Origin of the sequence: Jeotgalibaca ciconiae, assembly GCF_003955755.1 — a bacterium.
Lineage (GTDB): Bacteria > Bacillota > Bacilli > Lactobacillales > Aerococcaceae > Jeotgalibaca > Jeotgalibaca ciconiae.
On record NZ_CP034465.1, the window covers coordinates 1,046,929 to 1,065,287 of the forward strand.

General features: G+C 37.1%; 11 protein-coding genes. 3 read left to right on the forward strand and 8 right to left on the reverse strand.

All coding sequences use genetic code 11. From position 1 onward, the window contains the following. The first annotated feature begins 34 nt into the window (after positions 1–34). Positions 35–2,221: an alpha-galactosidase gene (locus EJN90_RS04850; RefSeq protein WP_126109130.1), complete on the forward strand. Its 2,187-nt coding sequence runs from the start codon at positions 35–37 to the stop codon at positions 2,219–2,221. A gap of 201 nt (positions 2,222–2,422) precedes the next feature. On the opposite strand, the gene EJN90_RS04855 is transcribed toward EJN90_RS04850, so the two are convergent. Continuing rightward, positions 2,423–4,036, reverse strand: coding sequence for a glycoside hydrolase family 13 protein (locus tag EJN90_RS04855; protein WP_126109131.1), 1,614 nt, complete (start codon positions 4,034–4,036; stop codon positions 2,423–2,425). Then, positions 4,026–5,978, reverse strand: a complete 1,953-nt coding sequence (locus EJN90_RS04860) for a sucrose-specific PTS transporter subunit IIBC (RefSeq protein WP_126109132.1) — start codon at positions 5,976–5,978, stop codon at positions 4,026–4,028. The genes EJN90_RS04855 and EJN90_RS04860 overlap by 11 nt, the downstream gene beginning before the upstream one ends. Positions 5,979–6,191: 213 nt before the next feature. Here EJN90_RS04860 and EJN90_RS04865 point away from each other — a divergent pair, with 213 nt between their 5' ends. Together EJN90_RS04865 and EJN90_RS04870 are read left to right on the forward strand one after the other, a co-directional pair. Further along, a complete protein-coding gene (locus EJN90_RS04865) occupies positions 6,192–7,682 on the forward strand; it encodes a sucrose-6-phosphate hydrolase (protein WP_126109133.1) in 1,491 nt (496 codons plus the stop codon). A 13-nt stretch (positions 7,683–7,695) separates the two neighbouring features. Then, positions 7,696–8,679, forward strand: a complete 984-nt coding sequence (locus EJN90_RS04870; RefSeq protein ID WP_076768281.1) for a LacI family DNA-binding transcriptional regulator — start codon at positions 7,696–7,698, stop codon at positions 8,677–8,679. Positions 8,680–9,551: 872 nt separating this feature from the next. Here EJN90_RS04870 and EJN90_RS04875 read toward each other — a convergent pair. From EJN90_RS04875 to EJN90_RS04900, 6 genes are all read right to left on the reverse strand, one after another. Further along, on the reverse strand, positions 9,552–10,997 hold the full coding sequence (locus tag EJN90_RS04875; protein WP_126109134.1) for a TrkH family potassium uptake protein: 1,446 nt from the start codon (positions 10,995–10,997) through the stop codon (positions 9,552–9,554). Positions 10,998–11,011: 14 nt separating this feature from the next. Continuing rightward, complete coding sequence (gene trkA, locus EJN90_RS04880; protein ID WP_126109135.1) at positions 11,012–12,364, reverse strand: Trk system potassium transporter TrkA; 1,353 nt, start codon at positions 12,362–12,364, stop codon at positions 11,012–11,014. 208 nt (positions 12,365–12,572) lie between these two features. Further along, the gene (locus EJN90_RS04885) at positions 12,573–14,447 is read right to left on the reverse strand and encodes an ABC transporter ATP-binding protein (RefSeq protein ID WP_164544010.1); all 1,875 of its coding nucleotides are present in this window, start codon (positions 14,445–14,447) and stop codon (positions 12,573–12,575) included. Further along, positions 14,422–16,257, reverse strand: coding sequence for an ABC transporter ATP-binding protein (locus EJN90_RS04890; protein ID WP_126109137.1), 1,836 nt, complete (start codon positions 16,255–16,257; stop codon positions 14,422–14,424). Before EJN90_RS04890 ends, EJN90_RS04885 begins: the two co-directional genes overlap by 26 nt. An 87-nt stretch (positions 16,258–16,344) precedes the next feature. Next, positions 16,345–17,070, reverse strand: a complete 726-nt coding sequence (locus EJN90_RS04895; protein WP_227872584.1) for a sensor histidine kinase — start codon at positions 17,068–17,070, stop codon at positions 16,345–16,347. Positions 17,071–17,073: 3 nt separating this feature from the next. Then, the gene (locus tag EJN90_RS04900) at positions 17,074–17,790 is read right to left on the reverse strand and encodes a LytR/AlgR family response regulator transcription factor (RefSeq protein ID WP_126109138.1); all 717 of its coding nucleotides are present in this window, start codon (positions 17,788–17,790) and stop codon (positions 17,074–17,076) included. Positions 17,791–18,359: the final 569 nt, after the last annotated feature.

The following is an 18,359-nucleotide window of genomic DNA, read 5'->3' on the forward strand; positions in this document are numbered from 1 at the left end:
TGCTTGTTGTAACAAATAAGAAAGAAGGAATAATATGCCGATAACATTTGATTCTCAACAGAATATCTTTCATCTTAAAAATGATTACATAAGCTATATCATCGGGATTGAAAAAGGTAAATATATTACCCACCGTTATTTTGGAAAAAGCCTTACTAGCTACCATGGCAGCAATGAGCTGCAATTCATTGATCGTGGATTTGCCACAAATCCGATTCCTGACGAACGTACCTTTTCATTAAATGCCCTGCCTTTAGAAACGAGTACACAGGGAAATGGCGATCACCGTATACCAAATTATCAAATCCGTAACCAAGAGGGTTTCACTATTACGGACTTCACCTATAAAGAACATCGAATTTACGAAGGGAAACGCGAATTAGAAGGACTCCCATATTTGCGAAAGGACAACACCACTTCGTTAGAAATCGTTCTAGAAGATGAAAGACAAACTATTCAAATGATCCTGACCTATAATCTCTATGAAAATGATGCGGTTCTCACTCGAAACGCGCGCTTTATCAACTCAGGTAATCAAGCAATCTTTTTAGAAAACGCGGGATCACTTTTGGTTGATTTCCCTCGTTGGGACTTGGATATGGTTACTCTGAATGGCTCACATACAAACGAGGCCAATCTGCATCGTCAGCCCCTACATCCCGGAATCCAAAAAATCGAAAGCAGTCGCGGCACCAGCAGCCCACAACATCAGCCGTTTCTTGCTCTAGCAAATCGAGAGACAACAGAATTCTCAGGAGAAGTTTTTGCTTTTCATTTTGTTTACAGCGGGAACTTCGTTGCCCAAGTAGAAGTGGAACAGTATGGCTCCAGCCGGGTACAGATCGGTATTCAACCGGATACTTTCGAGTGGAAGCTTGATAGTGGACAAAATTTTCAGACGCCCGAAGTTGTGATCAATTACAGTGATCAGGGATTCAATCAAATGTCTCAAAACTTCCATAAAATCTATCAAAAAAATCTCATTCCTCATTCCTTTACAGATAAAGCTCGCCCCATTCTTTTAAATACATGGGAAGCAAATTACTTTGACTTATCTGAAGAATCTCTTGTACAACAAGCTGAGTTGGCAAGCAAACTAGGTATCGAGCTGTTTGTGCTTGACGACGGCTGGTTTGGTGAACGGAATGATGACACTTCCTCTTTAGGTGACTGGCAAGTAAATCCTGCAAAATTACCCAATGGAATTGCTCATCTCGCTGAAAAGATTCATCAACTCAATATGCAATTTGGACTATGGTTCGAACCCGAAATGGTCTCAAAGAACAGTGATTTATTTCGCAAGCATCCTGACTGGGCTCTACAAGTTCCGGGCTACCACCTTACAGAAGGACGCCAGCAATTGGTTTTAGACTTAAGCCGCGTAGAAGTGCAAAATTATTTGATTGATGTTCTTAGTGGATATTTAGCCACCGGTAAGATTGACTACGTGAAATGGGACATGAACCGACACCTAACCGAAGTTGGCAATCAAACATTGCCTTCTGACCAACAAAAAGAACTTTATCACCGCTATGTCCTCGGTCTTTATCGAATTTTAAAAACCGTGACAGAACGTTATCCTTATGTGCTTTTCGAAAATTGTTCAAGTGGCGGCGGACGTTTCGACCCAGGCATGATGGCTTATATGCCACAAACTTGGACAAGTGACAACTCTGATGCACTTTGTCGATCTGTTATTCAATACGGTTATAGCTATCTCTATCCGCCTGTCATGATGGGTGCTCATGTTTCAGATATTCCCAACCATCAAGTAGGACGCAATACTCCACTTGACACTCGTGGTTGGATTGCAATGAGCGGAAATTTCGGATTTGAATTAGACATAACAAAACAAACTACAGAAAATCTCCAAAGAATTACAGAACAAATTTCCTGGTATAAAGAACATCGCGAGCTTATTCAATTTGGTGATTTTTATCGTATTCAAGCACCATCCGAAACGGGTGCAACGGCTTGGCTATTCAAAAACCAAGAGGAAGCTTTATTGGTTTATTCCAATGGTCTCGCTCGGCCAGCCGTTCCCGTTCAGTATCTTCAGACTAAATTTTTAGATGAAAATGCTATTTACCAAGATTCTACCACAAAGAAATACTATAGTGGATCGGAATTAAACCATGCAGGTATTCTCGTTCCCCGTATTAAAGGCGATTTCGAAGTTATTGCTTACCATTGGAAAAAAACTGAAATTTCGAATAAATAAGTAAACTGAAGTATGTATCTCGAGATACATACTTCAGCTATTTTTATAGACTAGGGGATTATAAGTTCAGCCATCAATGTCTAGCTCCCAAGTCCTGACCTAGTGAAAAAAAGATAAATTTGCCCCATTGCGCGCTTCGCTGCTCATTCAGGGTCAAATTTCCTATTTTTTCATAGGCCAAGGCGGACTTGTCCGCTATTTTTATTTTATTTTTATTGCAAAAGCTTCGTATGGAGCCAGGCTACTAGAGAGTTCTTCCGAATAATTTGTGATTAACCATTTTTTTACGCTAGGAACGAAATCTAACTGATATCTTTGATCGCTAGGACTAAAATTAACCATAACCAGCAATTTTTCGCCAGCCAATTCGCGCAAATAAGCTAATACATTGGTATTTCCAGTCTCTACCTTTGTGTAATCACCATCGACTATAACTGGTTCAGTTTTCCGTAAATCGATTAACTTTTTGTAAGTATACAGCAAAGAATTGCTATCTTCCAAAGCAGCTTCCACGTTAATAGTCTCTGTGTTTCCTGTCGGAAGCCATGGAGTTCCTTTCGTAAAGCCACCTTGAACGCCATTATTCCACTGCATCGGATGCCGTGCATTATCTCTTCCTTTTGCGTTTATCGACTTCATGATTTCTTTTTCAGAATAGCCCTGTTGAATTCTTTCTTTATACATACGTATGCTTTCGATATCGTCCACTTCAGCAATACTGGATACGGGATAATTGATCATCCCAATCTCTTCTCCTTGGTAAATATAGGGAGTGCCTTGCATAAAATGAAGATAGATCGCCAGCATCTTGCCACTCAGTTCACGATAACTTCCATCATGTCCCCAACGAGAAATAATCCTTGGCAAATCATGGTTGTTCCAAAACAATGAATTCCATCCTTTTCCAGATAGTTCCGTTTGCCATTTTGAAAAAACATCATGCAGTTCTTGAGGTTCGAGCGTCTTCAAATCCCATTTTCTTTTTCCCGTTTGCTTATCTAAGTTAATGTGTTCAAATTGAAAAACCATCGACAATTCTTGACGGTTCTCATCTGAATAGAGTTGCGCAATTTCAGGAGTCGCTCCCCATGTTTCGCCTACCGTCACGACATCATATTGTCCAAATGTTTTTTGATTCATTTCACGAAGCAATTCATGAAGCTTCGGTCCATTTTTAGTAATTTCTTGGTCTGGTACTTTACCAATCAAATCAATCACATCCAGACGGAATCCACCAATCCCTTTTTCTAGCCAAAAATTCATCATATCCCAAATGGCTTCTCGCATTTTCTCATTTTCCCAATTTAAATCGGGTTGCTTTTTAGAATGGAGATGCAAGTAATACTCTCCTAATTCTGGAACATAGGTCCAAGCTGAACCACCAAAGTTAGAAATCAATCCATTCGGTGGTCCTCCATTCTGACCTTTTCTCCAGACATAAAAATCATGATAAGGATTGTCTGGACCTTTTAAAGATTCTTGAAACCAGCGATGTTCATCGGACGTATGATTCACTACTAAATCCATAATAATACGAATGTTCCGTTTTTTTGCTTGTAAAATCAGCTCATCCATATCTTCCATGGTTCCGTATTCTTCACCAATTTGTTCGTAATTACTGATATCATAGCCATTATCATCATTAGGGGACTCATATACTGGACTCAGCCATAGAGCGTCTACCCCTAAAAAGGCCAGATAATCTAACCGTTGAACTATTCCCTTTATATCTCCGATCCCATCATCGTTCGTATCTTGGAAACTACGCGGATAAATTTGATAAATAACCGCTTTTTTCCACCAATTAGTTTGCATCCATCTTGCTCACTTTCAAAATGTCTTCTCCAGTTTGAACGCTTGTTTTTTCAAGTGCTTCGATTTGTTCGAATGAATCTGAGTTTGTAACAACCATGATTACTGTATCATCATAACCTTCATCTAAGATTCCTTCACGATTAATGATTGCTAACACATCTCCTTTTCTTACTTGCTCTCCTTGCTTTCTAGAAGTCTCGAAGTGTTTTCCATTCAAGTTAACCGTATCGATTCCAATATGGATAAGTACTTCAGCACCGCTTGCTGTCTGCAAACCGTATGCGTGTTTTGAAGCATTTACCACAGTAAGCAATCCATCAGCAGGAGCATAGATTTTATTCTCATTTGGTTTGACTGCGATTCCTTTTCCCATCATTCCAGAAGAAAATACAGGATCATTCACATTTTCCAAAGCAACAACTTCACCACTTACTGCTGTTCCAATTACTTCTTCTTTTACCGATGCATGTACAGTTTCTGACACTGCAGCTACAGAAGAACTGCTTTCTACACCTTCTGCAAGCGGCTCGCCCATTCTATTTTTCCCATAGAAATATGTCATCCCAAAGGACAATACCAAACTTACTACCACACCGATCATGAAATAAGGAATCGATTCTGGTGCAATAGAGATAAAGCCAATTACGCTAGCTGGTCCCATTGCAACCGATAGGACGTGGAAGAAACCAATTACCGCACAAGCAATACCTGAAGCAATCATCCCAATAATGAAAGGAAATTTAAGTTTCAGATTTACCCCAAAAATAGCTGGTTCAGTGATTCCCAGTAATGCTGAAGCACTGGCAGAAGAAGCTAAACTCTTTTGCTTTTTATCTTTCGTCAAGAAGAACACCGCAAGCGCTGCTCCCCCTTGCGCAATGTTTGCCATAGCTGCAACCGGGAAAATGAAAGAACCTCCTGTGTTGGCAACATCAGCTAGTAATGTTGTTTCAATAGCTGGGAAGCTTTGGTGTAGACCAGTAATAACCACTGGTGAGTAAACCAGTCCGAAAACGCCTAAACCGATTGCTCCTGTTGTATCATACAACCAAACCAAGCCATCGGTTATTCCATCAGAAACCGTGCGCATAATTGGTCCAACAACAATAAATGTTAAAAACCCGGTAATAATAATTGCTAACATAGGGGTAAATGTAAAGTCAAAGGCTTTATGTATTCTCTTATGGAAGAATTTTTCAAGATTTGCCAATATCCACGAAACAGCTAATACAGGCAAAACAGAACCTTGATAGCCTGCTTGTGCAACATTTAGACCAAATACATTCCAATAAGGCATGCTGCCGTCCGCAATTGCATTAGCAACCCCGTAACCGTTCACAAGATCCGGCATTACCATCACCATACCCATTGCAGCTCCCAGATACGGATTTCCTCCAAAACGTCTGGTAGCCGAAAAACCAACTAAAATAGGGAGAAACGCAAATGGTGCAGAAGCTAACAAATTAATAATATTCGCTAAATCCGTAATACTTGGAAACATCTCTACTACTGATTGAGGACCAAATAGATTAGGGGATGTTAAAACGTTATTGATAGCCATCAATAGACCGCCAGCAACTAACGCCGGAACAATTGGTACAAAAATATCAGACAAAACTTTAATGAGTGCCATTACTGGATTTACTTTTTTTCCATCAGCTGCCACGGCTTTTAAATCTTCTGTCGAAGCCTCTTTCACTCCAGCAAGTTTTACAAGCTCATCGTAGACATTATTCACATCTCCAGGACCAATAATGATTTGATATTGATTATTAGCTAAAAAAGTCCCTTTCACATCATCATTGTTATCCAATGATGCTTGATCGATATTATCATTGTCTTTTAAAACTAAGCGTAATCTTGTAGCGCAATGAGCAGCTGCCTGAATATTATCCTTCCCTAATGCAGCCAATATTTCCTCTGCGACTTTTTTGTGATTCATAATTTTTTCCTCCTTAAGTTGAAATCGCTTTTTTCATCAATAGTATTACACGTTAAAACAAAAATGTCAAACGTTTATCAAAATAATTTTTTAAATAAAAAAAATTAACAATTAAGACTGTTCTTGCAACTTTTATATTGTTATACGTTTGACAATTCGTTTTGAAAAATGTATGATATAGGCAAGAATACGCTTACGAAAAGGAGTAATTTTATGAGTCTTATTAAAAATTGGACAACAGAGTTACGCTATCAACATTATGACAAATGGCCCGAGGATTATATAAAACAACTAAAGAAGCAAGTATCTCAATCGAAATGGCGCTTAAATTATCACGTTCAACCAGAAACTGGATTATTAAACGATCCAAATGGCTTTTCCTTTTTTAATGGAAAATGGCATCTATTTTACCAATCTTATCCGATGGGAGCTGTCCATGGGCTGAAATCATGGTTCCATCTTACTTCCACTAATTTAATTGATTGGCAAAAAGAAGGAGCGGACTTGCTCCCTGATAGTCCATACGACAGCCATGGTGTCTATTCAGGTTCTGCGTTTCCACTAGATGATCGACTTTTTTTAGCTTATACAGGCAATGTTCGAGACAACGATTGGAATCGATTCTCTTATCAAATGGGAGCATGGATGGATCAAAACAATCAAATCGAAAAAGTACAGCTACCATTAATAGAACAGCCTCCAAAAGGATATACACAACATTTTCGTGATCCACAAATTTTTGTTTATCAAAATAAATATTTTATGGTAATCGGTGCTCAAAACGAAGCACTGGAAGGAAAAGTTTTGACATATATGAGTACAGATTTACAAAATTGGGAATTACAAGGAGAGCTGGATTTCTCTGAGCATCAAATGGGCTTTATGGTTGAATGTCCGAATCTAGTATTCGTTGATGGAAAAGCTTTGCTCCTTTTCTGTCCTCAGGGCTTGGAAAAAGAAATTTTACCGTATCAAAATATCTATCCGAATACGTACGTAGTCGCTAACGAGTTCGATTCAGAGAATAACCGTTTAACCAATCCTAGCAGTTTAAAAAATCTGGATGAAGGGTTTGATGTCTATGCAACTCAAGCCTTTAACGCTCCGGACGGACGGGCTCTAGCAGTTAGCTGGATTGGATTACCGGAGATTACTTATCCAACTGATCGTGAAGGCTGGGCTCATTGTTTAAGTCTCACAAAAGAGTTAACCATTAAGGAGGGTATGCTTTTTCAAAATCCTGTTGCTGAAACGAAAGATTTGCGAGAAAAAGAATACAAGCTGCACGGACAGCTTCATGCTGAACCACAAGCAATCAGCACTTCAATAGAAAATCAATATGAAATGAATATAGAGTTCGAACAAGGTGCAAAAGGAAAACTGACACTGTTAGCAGACCAAAAAGAAAATACAGGATTAGAACTTTCTTTTGATACCGAGCGTGGTACAATGATAATCAACCGAGAAAATGTTGGAATCAGTTTTGGTGAAGAGTATGGTAATCAACGAGAATTCTCCATTCCACAAGGGCCGCTTTCATTGCGAGTATTTGTTGACTCGTCGGTCGTTGAAATTTTTATAAATGATGGAGAAAAAACCGCTACTGCTCGTGTGTTTCCTAAAGAATCAAAAAATGATATTTTGCTATCTGGCAGCCAAAGTTCATTTTCCGGTAAATTATGGACCTTGCGTTCAACGAAATGAGAGACAGAAATCAATGACAATCAAGTTAACAGACGTGGCAAAAAAAGCTGGTGTCTCTCCAACTACCGTCTCACGTGTGATTAATAATTACGGTTCACTCAGCCAAAAAACGATTGATAAAGTCCAAGCCGCTATGAAAGAATTAAATTATCAACCGAATTCCTTGGCACGCTCTTTGCAAGGAAAGAATACTCAATTAATCGGTTTAATTTTTCCTACTGTTGCCAATCCATTTTATGGAGAGTTAGTTGAAAAAATTGAAACCAAACTTTTTGAATTAGGTTATAAAACGATTCTATGCGACAGTGCAAATAATAAAGAAAAAGAACGAAGCTACATTAACATGCTTTCTGCTAACAAAGTAGATGGAATCATTGCTGGTGCTCATAATTTAGGCATTACAGAATATGAAAATATCGGACTGCCGATTGTTTCTTTTGACCGTTATCTTGCAGACGGAATTCCAATTATCGGTAGTGATAATTTTCGCGGAGGCTATTTAGCTACAGAGAACCTTTATCTCCATGGCGCTCGTAAAATAGCGATTTTGACAGGTAGTCAAGAGTCAGACTCTCCTACCAACCAGCGATTAAATGGATATTTATCTTTTTTAGAAGAAAAAAATATCGATTCCCATATTTTTCAGTTCCATACAAAAGCGCGATCAACAATCCTTAAAAATCTTGAAATCAAACGTATTCTAGAGACAGAAGACATTGACAGTATCTTCTGTACAGATGACCTTACTGCTATCCTTGTCTATAATCTCTGCCAAGAATTGGATATCAATGTTCCTGAAGAAATGAAAATTATTGGCTATGATGGCACGAAGTTTATTCAGAATTACTTTCCATACTTATCAACAATCGCTCAACCGATAAGTGATTTCGCTGATTTACTAGTGGACCTGTTACTTCAACGAATCCAATCGCCTGATAAACCTTTAGCGAACAATTACGAGCTAGCTGTTAAATTAATCCAAGGAAAAACTTCTTAAAAATCTTGAGTTCAATTCAATTGTGAATTGAGCTCTTTTTTTGCGAAAAAAGATTCTCTGTCAAATAAAGTTAGTGTGCTTAAAAGTATTGGCTTTACAATTTTTGATACGAATGGATTTGCTTGCTTTGTTAAGAGCCCGGAGAAGACCATCTGAATAGCTCGATTTGTCCCAACTTTGTTTTTTATCAGATAAAGATACCGATTAAAGTGGACACTTTCCTTGATAAAAATAACTTATCAGCTAAAGTCTTCTTTTTTACAACCCTCTTTCCTTGATAAATAATTCCTATCTTCCTAGTTGGGTTATGCACAGCATTTCAAATATATTTTCAGCCTTGATTTTAATGTTTACATTTAAAGTTATTCACATTTTCCATGATTCTACAACAAGCACTCTTTGAAAGATGCGTTTTTTTGAATTATCTCTTTATTTTTCTCTCTATTTCGTTTTTCTTTCTTAATTTTAGAAGTTATCCCAAGTATTGACACTCATATCACAGGTTATCCACAAAAGTTATCCACATGTACACATGTTCGCTCCCACATTTAGAGTTTGTTTGATTATTAAATCTAAATGTAGTTTATGTAAATAAATTGTTAACTTCATTTTCTACCTACTTGTCAACACCCTTAATTCACAATCTTTTTATCTACACACAAACGTTTTATAATGGTTTTTCACATGAGTTTTCGACTTATGCCCATAGATTGTGGAAAACTGTGGATAACTTTCCTTTGATAAAAACAAGTATTACCAACATTTTAACTACTTATCGACAGCCCATTATCTTTATCCCCATTGTTTATCCACAAAATGATAGAATCTAAAAAAGAGATTCGAGTGTGTGAACTCAAATCTCTTTTTTATCCTTATTTTCTCCAAGTACGAGGTGTGAATAAGATAATCATAGGGAAAATTTCTAATCTTCCAGCCAACATGACAAATGATAACAATACCTTTGAGAAGTCGCTTAATTCCGCAAAGCTATAGGTTGGGCCCACCGCTCCTAATCCCGGTCCAATATTATTGAAGGTTGCAGTTACAGCACTAAATCCAGATAAAAAGTCTGGTGCATCCAAGTTAATTAACAGTACCAATAAAGTAAAGATTGCTATGTAAACAACAAAGTAATTAGCGACACTATGTTTTATATTTTTGTTTAATGCTTTACCGTCATAGTGCACTGATACGATACGGTTTGGTTGAGCAACTTTTTTGAGCTCTGACAAGATGATTTTTCCATAGAGAACAACCCTTGAAATTTTTAATCCTCCGGCAGTCGATCCCGCACAAGCCCCGAAAAACATCAGTAACAATAGAATTGATTGCGAAAATAACGGCCAAGCCCCAAAATCCGCTGTGGAAAAACCACTTGTCGTAATAATAGAAGATACTGAGAAAAATACGTCACGAATCATCGTTGACATGGAATCATACGATTGGAACAAGTTCAAGCAGATCAAACCCACTGCACTTGCAACAATGATTAAATACCATCTTAACTCTTCACTCTTGAAAACTTGTCTCACTTGTTTAATTAGAATCATATAATACAAATTAAAGTTTACTCCAAAAAGCAACATACCAATGGAGATAATCCACTCTGCTGTTGGATTTTGATAAGGAGCAACACTACCATTTTTTACTCCAAAACCACCCGTTCCTGCAACACCGAATGCATGCAGAAAAGAATCAAACAAATCCATACCACTCATCCAAAGCAAAATTACAACAATTGCGGTCATTACTAAATAAATAATGTAAAGGATACGAGCAGTAGAAGACAATTTCGAAACTAATTTTCCAAAGGTTGGCCCTGGTACTTCTGCCTTCATGATGTTAACCGATTGAGAATCGAGTTGTGGTAAAATGGCTAAAGCAAAAACCAGAATTCCCATTCCACCCACCAAATGAGTGAAACTTCGCCAAAATAAACTGGAATGAGCGAGGGCTTCTACATCCACTAGAATACTGGAACCCGTTGTTGTAAAACCACTTGAAGTCTCAAAAAATGCATCAATCATCGATGGAATATCACCATTAATGACAAATGGAAGTGCGCCAAAAAAAGAAAAGAGAATCCAGGAAAGAGATACAATCACAAAACCTTCTTTCGCAGTGACTCGTCTATTTTTTGGCATTTTCCAACTCATTATCTGACCTACGATGAGAAGAAATAAAAGAACACTTAAAAAACTAAAGATGTATTGCCACGATTCTCCATAAATGAAGCTGACTACTAAAGGAACCACCATCAATAATCCTTCAATTTGCATGAGTCGGGCAATGAGATAACGAACAATCGCGATATTCATTCTTCACGAACTCCTTATTTTAAAATATCATCAATATCATCGAATTTCTTCTCTTTTGTTATTACGATGACATGATCATTTTCTTTTATTTCATCTTGCCCACTTGGAATGAGCAACTGGTGATCACGAATAATATAAGCAATCAAAATACCTGATTTTGTGCGCAATTTTTCTAATGGTATATTTTTTACTTTACTCGTTGCTTTTACTTTAAATTGGATCGCTTCTGCCGCATTATCTGCGATGCGGTACAATGCTTCTACATCTGATACGTAAGGATTTCCCAAGCTGCGAACAAAGCGGAGGATGGAATTTGCGATTACACGTTTTGGTGTAATGATGGACTCCATGCCCAGTGTATCGAAAATTCTAAGCAACAACTCACGATTTACTTTGGTAATCACTTTATTAACATCTTGCTGTGCAGCATATAAAGAAGCGATAATATTTTCTTCATCAACTCCCGTTAAAGAAACAAAGGCATGGTAATTATCGATACCTTCCTGTTGCAGTATTTCTTGATCTGTTCCATCTCCTAAAATCACTTCAATTTCTGGATAAGCAGCACTCAATTGTTCTGCAATCTCTTGATTTTGTTCAATAACTTTAATATCCATACGATATTCTTTTAATAAACCAATTAAGTAATACGTAATCCGTCCACCACCGATAATCAGGACAGAATTAATATTATTTTTATGCGGACGAACCGTTTTATAAAATTTACGAATAACTTGTTTATCTCCCATTACGTAAACATTGTCCCCGTCCCGCAGCTCATCGCTCCCTGAAGGAATAATTAATTCCTCCCCTCTTTGGATCGCACAAACGAGCACATTACCGTATTGTCTACGGAAATCATTCAGTGAAAGATTGGCCAATACACTTGACTCATGCACTTCCACCTCAATTAATTCTACTTGATTATTTGCAAACGACTGAACGCTTAACACCGTTGGGAACTTGATAATACGAGAAATACTGCGAGCAGATTCGAACTCTGGATTAATCATCATGTTAACCCCTAGGCGCTCACGAACATATTCAAAATGGCTTGAATATTCCGGATTTCGTACACGAGCAATTGTGTACCGTGCCCCTAGTTTTTTTGCCAAAATACAAGCAATCATGTTCAATTCGTCTTGAGGAGTCACCGCAATAAACAAATCACATGTGTCTACTCCCGCTTCTTGTTGAATGTCATAACTTGCTCCATTTCCAACAATGCCGGAAATATCATTTTTATTGATGAGCGAATCAAGAATCGTCTCATTTTTTTCAATTAAAATAATATCGTGTTCTTCCGTAGATAACTCTGTACAAAGAACAGAACCAACTTTTCCGCCACCCGCAATTACAATTTTCATTTTCTAATGAATCCTTTCATTTTCACTCTATTTTTTTCTAGTGAAAATATAATAATAGTTACTTCTTCTCGCAAAGAAATATACCTGTATCTTTGCACATTTCAACTTATTTTGCAATAAAACAATCTTTGTAGACATTTTTAAATTATTTTCTAATAGTTAATTTACAGACAAAACGCAGCCATCCGCTAGAATGGCTGCTTTTTCATTATTGGCTGATTGCAACTTCTTGAACTAAACCTGATTCATCTTTCATATAGTATTGAGCTTGCGCTTGCCATAATTCATAATATTTTCCATCTTTCTCTTGAACTAGTTCTTTATGAGAGCCTCTTTGAATAATCTTCCCTTTATCAAAAACAGCAATGGTATCACAAAAACGACAACTTGATAAACGATGTGAAATGTAAATGGTCGTTCGATTGCCAGTAACTTCCGCAAAATTCGTATACATTTCAAATTCTGACAATGGATCTAGGGCAGCAGTAGGCTCATCTAAAATGACAATCGGCGCTTGTTTATAAATTGCACGGGCCATTGCTATTTTTTGAGCTTCTCCTCCTGAAATCTCGATGCCATTTTCGTCGTACTCTTTGTATAGATAGGTATTCAAGTCGTCTTTCAATTTTTCCAATCGTTTTGAAAATCCAGATTTTTGAAGTGCATCTCGCACACGCTCTTCCTCCATATTCTTACTGGCAGACACGTTCTCCCCCAACTGAAAGGCGTATAATTGAAAATCTTGAAAAACAACCGATAACAGTCGCAAATATTCTTGATAATCATATTTCCGAATATCAATTCCATTTAATAGAATTTCTCCTTCAGTAGGATCATATAAACGACAAAGCAGCTTGATAAAGGTCGTTTTTCCGGAGCCGTTCATCCCAACAATTGCCAGCTTTTCACCTACTGTCAGAGTAATATTCACGTCTTTTAAAACATATTCATCCGTTCCAGGATATTTAAATGAAACATTTCTTGCTTCTAGCGTATATTCATTATCCAATCGTTTTTCAACCGGTAAAGTTCCTTCATGGCGGTTCCCTTTCATCTCTAGAAAATCAAAGAGATTTTGTAAACCGATGGAATTGTTGATGAGTGAGCTCAGCTCTTCTAAAAAAGATGGCAACTCACGAATCAATAGACTCAGTGCTCCTGTATACTGAATTACCGTTCCAGGAGAAATAGCGCCATTTAAAGCTTTCACAATCACCCATACATACGAAAGTGATAAAATAAGATACGATAAGATGGTTGATACAATTGCAACTTGATTTGATACATAATTAATCCCGAATAAAGTCTTTTTGGAATGATTTAAGCTCTCATCAAATAATTTACTATAGATGGATTGTTGATTATAAATCCGAATTTCTTTTCCAGAATTATAATTTCTAAGAATTGGGAATATCGCACCTACTAAATTATTTAAATACACTCCCCCTTGAATGTACTCATCATATTTTTTAAAAGCTTTTTTGTTCAAAAAGAGGACCAGTGTGATATAAACGAGCAGACTTAAAAAGAACAGAGCTACAATCCAGCTTGAATCCATATTTATCGCAGTGATTTGGCTGGATGACTGTGAGCGAAGCAAAGGTATGATGAGTAAGAGCGCAATGATAACGGTCATTAGATTCTTCACAAAATTTTTCGTCGTATTAAACAAACGAAACATACCAATTCCACCGGTCATTTCATTCATTCGAATGTTGCTTAGTTTTTCTTGAACTTTGGTATCTTCAACAAATTGGTAGTCCATATGAATGATTTTTTTATTTAATAGCATTTCCTTTTTATCCATCGCACGATAAATTAAGCTTTCTCGTGTGTGTGCCAAACCACTTGCAACTGTAGTCACAAAAAAAGAGGACAGCAGCGCGCTTACGATATACCAGATCAGTTGATTATTAATCGCACCTTTTAGTAATAGATCAAGGATTCTACTCGTGAAATAAAATGGTATAAAAGGATACAACGCTTCTAAACTACCTTGAATGACACTCACCCACACAAGTGTTGGTTCAATTGTATACATCAAAGCAAAACCTTTTTTATTGAGAGATAGGACATTGTTCATTTTTTTTACCCTCCCATTCTTCTTGGTAATATTGACTTTGAACGGAATACATTTCTGCATATTTTCCTTTTTGTTCTAATAGTTCTACATGGGTACCTTGTTCAACAATCATCCCATTTTCTAAATAAACAATCCGATCACAGAATCGCGTGGAGGAGAGTCTATGTGAAATAAAAATAGATGTTTTGTCTTTAGCAATGGCATTGTATGACAAGTAAACTTCATTTTCAGCAATAGGGTCCAAGGCTGCGGTTGGTTCATCTAAAATCAATATTGGTGCGTTTTTGTAAAGAGCCCGAGCTAATTGTAACTTCTGCTTTTGTCCTCCTGATAAATCAACTGCATCTGTATGAACTCGTTTGACAAGCTTTGTTTGATCATCGTGAGGGAATTTTCTTAATTCTTCTTTGATACCGCTTCTTGCTAAAACATTCGAATAGGCTTCTGAATGGATAGACACACTTTGTTTAATGGTCTCTTCAATGGTAATCGGTAATTCAAAATAATCTTGGAAAACGGCTGAAAATAAATCGTAATAACTTTCCTCGGTAAACTGAAGTTGTGAAATACCGTTAATCAGGATTTCACCAGAAGTAGGCTCATATAATCCACAAAGCAATTTGATGATAGTGGATTTGCCGGCTCCATTGATTCCTACCAAACCAACTTTTTCGCCGGGAAAAATTTTGAGATTTAAATTATGAATGGTATCTTCTTCAGCCCCAGCATAGCGGTAACAAACATTCTGGAATTCAATTTCTATAGGAAGCTTCAGTTCTACGCTATTTCTTGTTCCTCTATTTGTTAAAAATTCTAAATCGCTAAATTCACGAAAATCTTGAATTTCTCCACTCATGTAACGGAAGTCCGCCAAGTCAGTTAATAGACCGTTTGTCCATTGCGAGATACTGGCAATTATTCCAAAATAAAACGAAAAACTTGCGACTGATAAAGAACCATCGATCACTTGGTTTACCAAAATCCAATAAGCTAATCCATCACGGATCAGACTAAATACACCTGATAGAGCAGTTCCTTGAAATTTTCTTTGAAAAACTTTTTTCATTAGTAAAAATCGAGAATCATAAGTCTTTTGAAATTCTTCCTCAAACCAAGGTTCCATATGATACAAACGCATGTCCTTTGCTGCCTTAAATTCGCCTGTATAGTTTACTAAATAATTCGTTTTTTTGGTTAAGGGTGCTTGTTTTTTTCGAGAAGACTCTGCGATTTTATTTGTTCCTAAACTATGGTAATACATGACAATGGAGAAAAGTATAATGATACTAATAATTGCCGGATGAATACTGCCTACTAAATACCCGTATAGAAGGAGCCCTACGATATCCCGTAAAAAATTGTAAAGAACAGTAAATCCCTTTTGAAAAGCCCCACTTGGATTATTTACTGTTTCTCCGGCTTTTTCTATTTTTTTAATGTTTTCTGGTTGTTCTAATTTATGAAAAGGAATATGCAGCGTCATCTTACTTACCTTCATCATATTAATAACTCGAAAAACATTTCCCGCAGCATTTTCATAATTCCCCATTGTTTCTGACAATATCATGCATATTACCGTAGCAAGCAAAGAAATTCCGAATAAAATACGGTAATTCTGCCAGCCGTTTTCCTGGCTGACTATTGCAATAATTACAGCAACAATTCCTGAAGATAGTAACGGCAGCAGCATATCCGCAGCCGCCCGTAGAGTAATACTAATAATATTCTTTGGGTTTTCTTTCCACATTCCCTTATATAGATAGAAAAGATTGCTTGATGCACTGTATTTATGTTCCTGGGATTTTTTCATTTCTTTCACCTCACTTAAGATTCTATCAAGTATTTTTTCTGTTAAGAAAAAAATGACCACCAAGGGTCATTTTTTAGACATGAACGGTTACAATGGCAACAGAACTTCTGTCGCAAAGACACCTTCCTCATGTTGCCGATTGACATAACCGTTGTATTTTTCTGCCGTTTGGTCAATTCGTTTCAAGCCAAAGCCATGTTCTTTGCCGGTCTTTGTCGTTAAATAACCACTGACGGTTTTCTTTATTTTTTGATTCATGCTATTCGTCACGGAAATATAGAGTTGTTGCTTCATCACAGTGATATATACACGAATAAACCGCTCGGAAGAATCTTCTACTGTTAAACTTCCTTCAATTGCATTGCTCAATAAATTCCCAATTAGAACTCCTAAATCTACATTTTGAACAGCCAAATCAGAAGGAATTTCAGCCTTCACATTTAGTCGGATTCCTCTTGCTTCTGCCAATGAGAGTTTACTGTTTAAAATTGCATCGGCCATTACATTCCCTGTACGAATAGACATATCGATTGCAACCAGATCTTCGTCTAATTCTTCTAAATAATTTTCCAGTAAATCAAGTTGATTTAATTCTAAATAAGCCTTCATTGATTGAATATGATTTTTATAATCGTGGCGCCAACCTCGCATGTGTCGGTAAACATTTTCTACTTCTTCGGCATGCTGTTGAAGCATCTCCGTCTGCGTAAAAACCAGATTTTTCTGATATCTTTTTTGTAGAAAGTACAGTGTAATTCCAGCTAACACTATGATTGTTAGCACCACAAACAGAATCAACTCCGTTCTTGTCATCGGCTACTCCTTTCGAAAATAATTAATAAATGCCTGGGTAACAACCTTACTATTTCGACGTGAAATCGGAATTTCCATGCCATTATCCATAATTACTTCGGTCTTCTTAACACGTTCAATGTGCTGACAATTCACTAACCAACTTCGATTAGTTTGGATAAAGTGCTCTTCATCCAGTTGCTTTGCCAATTCTTGCATGGTGCTTTTTATCAGATAATCTCTTTCAATCGTTCTGATGAAAAGTTCTCTTCCCATAATTTCAGCGCAAATGATTGATTCAGCAGCCACTTTAATCTGTTCATCTTCATAATTTATGATGAGATAACTTGATTCTTTAGGCACCGAGTTCAATACGCGTTCTACAACTGTAAAAAGTTGTTCTTTTTTAATTGGTTTAATCAAATAATCACTGGCTGCAACTCGGTACCCTTCTCCGATATGCTCTGTCAGTCCTGTAATAAAAATAATTTTAACTTGATCCAATTGTTGGCGAAGAGTATCTGCTAGTGAAAGACCGTCCATCTCATTCATTTGAATATCTAAAAACAGTAGGTCTACTTCTTTATTTTCTGCATATTCAAATAAGAATGCCTCCGCGCTTTCAAATATGGGCAAGTAAAAATGAAGTTTATTTGCCTCTGCATATTCTTGCAATATCTTTTGGATAAATTGAGCCTGGACTTTTTCATTTTCGCAAATAGCTAATGTGTAACTCCTCATCTTTTTCACCTCTAACTTCCATTATAATGAAAGAGAGCCACTTTAGGAAGCTATTCTCCAGCTTTCGTTTCTTATGACGTTATCGGAGTTCAGAGTCTTTTCAAGTAATAGAATGATTTCTTGCGGCCACTTACACCTATTTGACGTTTTTTTCTTGCTTGAAAGGGAGTAGAAAGTGTTTTTTCACTTTCTTGATGATTTTTCTCTATAAATAAGAAAAGCGGACAAGTCCGCCTTGGCCTATGAAAAAATAGGAAATTTGACCATGAATGAGCAGCGAAGCGCGCAATGGGGCAAATTTATCTTTTTTTCATTAGGTCAGGACTTGGGAGCTAGACATTGATGGCTGAATTTATAATCCCCTAGTCTATAAGAAAAGCGGACAAGTCCGCCTTGACCTATGAAAAAATAGGAAATTTGACCCTGGATGAGCAGCGAAGCGCGCAATGGGGCAAATTTATCTTTTTTTCACTAGGTCAGGACTTGGGAGCTAGACATTGATGGCTGAACTTATAATCCCCTAGTCTACAAAAAAAGGATAAACTCCTTCACTGATGAAGAAAGTTTAT